Consider the following 1,691-nt stretch of genomic DNA (forward strand, 5'->3'; position numbering starts at 1 on the left):
CCGGTTGCGCCTAGGTGCATAACTTTCCAATAACGGGCGCAGGTACGTGGGGCATAATGGCGAAGCCGCCCCGCGTGTATGCGTCCCAGCGAACGTAGTGAGTGTGTTGAGTGGGTTGATAATCATTGAGCCTCCTCCCTATCAGCATAAACTGAGTTTATCCTAATAGGCGACCAAACCAAGGGAGAAAACTCAATGAACTTTTATACTAATACACATCCGTACTATTGTGGAATCGATCTTCACACCAGACTGCTTTATGTCTGCATTATTGATAATGAAAACAACATTCTCGTTCACGAAAAAATCGATGATTCACCCGACAAACTGTTAGCGCTTTTAAAGCCATATCTGGGCAATATTGTTGTTGGTGTTGAATGTATGCACTGCTGGTATTGGGTATCCGACTTTTGTGAAGAGCATAATATTGATTTCATTCTTGGCCATGCGCTTTATATGAAGGCCATTCATGCCGGTAAAACGAAGAACGACAAAATTGACGCACTAAAAATAGCGAAGCTAATGCGCGGTGGGAACTTCCCACTCGCGCATGCTTATTCAAAGGAGCATCGCTCTATTCGAGATGCGCTTCGCCGTCGCACCCACATAATGAGAATGAGTGCTCAACTGAAAGCGCATGTTGCCAGCACAGTCAGTCAATACAACTTACCCGCACTAGAAACTCGGTTAGATTTAAGAAACTCACCTGATAGAGAAAAGATGCGTCACTTTTTTCCAGACGAAGCTGTGCAAAAGAGCATGGATTTAAATCTAAATATAATCGAAACAATGGTGAGTGAGCTCTACAAAATTGAACATTATGTAAAGACTCAGGCACAAACACACTGTGCAACAGATTTACATATTCTTAAGTCGTTTCCAGGTATCGGGAAAATTCTAGCCCTTACCATTTTGTATGAAGTTGGCGATATTGAGCGGTTTCCAACAGTTCAGAAGTTTGCTTCGTATTCACGGTTAGTAAAATGCAAAGCAGAATCGGCCGGTAAAACACATGGTACGCAGGGGAATAAGATTGGCAATGCACATTTAAAATGGGCATTTAGTGAAGCAGCGGTGTTATACCTCAAGGGTAATGACAACGCCAAACGATATCTAGCCAAGCTGCAAAAGAGAATGAGCAAGGCGAAGGCTTTATCTGCACTAGCCCATAAAATCGGGCGATGTACTTACTTTATGTTGAAGAACCAGCAGGTATTCGATGAAGAACGCTTTTTAAACGGGTAAGTCGCACGGTGGCATGAGCTTAAAAGTCTAACTGGTTTAATGGTGAGTATCTCATTTATCGCGCAATAGTCTGCCAAAGCAGCATCGATAAATATACCGAAATGCCAAAACCTGTTGGTTTGATTAGACGTGTCCCCGTTGCGCATCTCTACCTTTTTACGAATTTGCTTACACCTTCACTGAACCTGATACTAACTGGTCGATACAGCCACTTAGATTTGAATAGGACAGAGGAAGGTTAACCGATGAATGTCTAGTGCCGTTGCCAGTCAAAAGGAATTGAAAAGCGCAACAACAAGAGCCTCTATATGTGTTTGACGTAGGCAATTTGCCTAACATCAGCCATGACAGACGAAGTAAACGAGTTCTAAAAAGGCAACGGTATTGATCTTGAAATAGTGGTCAAAGGGCTATCTTTTTTCATTGACAGCCCGGAGGCTCATATG

At 42.9% G+C, this 1,691-nt stretch carries 1 protein-coding gene; it reads left to right on the forward strand.

Translation table 11 applies throughout. The annotated features are described in order from the left end of the window. Positions 1-195 precede the first annotated feature (195 nt). The gene (locus tag C7Y69_RS15145; protein WP_013785565.1) at positions 196-1,245 is read left to right on the forward strand and encodes an IS110 family transposase; all 1,050 of its coding nucleotides are present in this window, start codon (positions 196-198) and stop codon (positions 1,243-1,245) included. Positions 1,246-1,691: the final 446 nt, after the last annotated feature.

It is taken from the genome of Alteromonas sp. KS69 (assembly GCF_003989595.1).
Classification (GTDB): Bacteria; Pseudomonadota; Gammaproteobacteria; order Enterobacterales; family Alteromonadaceae; genus Alteromonas; species Alteromonas naphthalenivorans.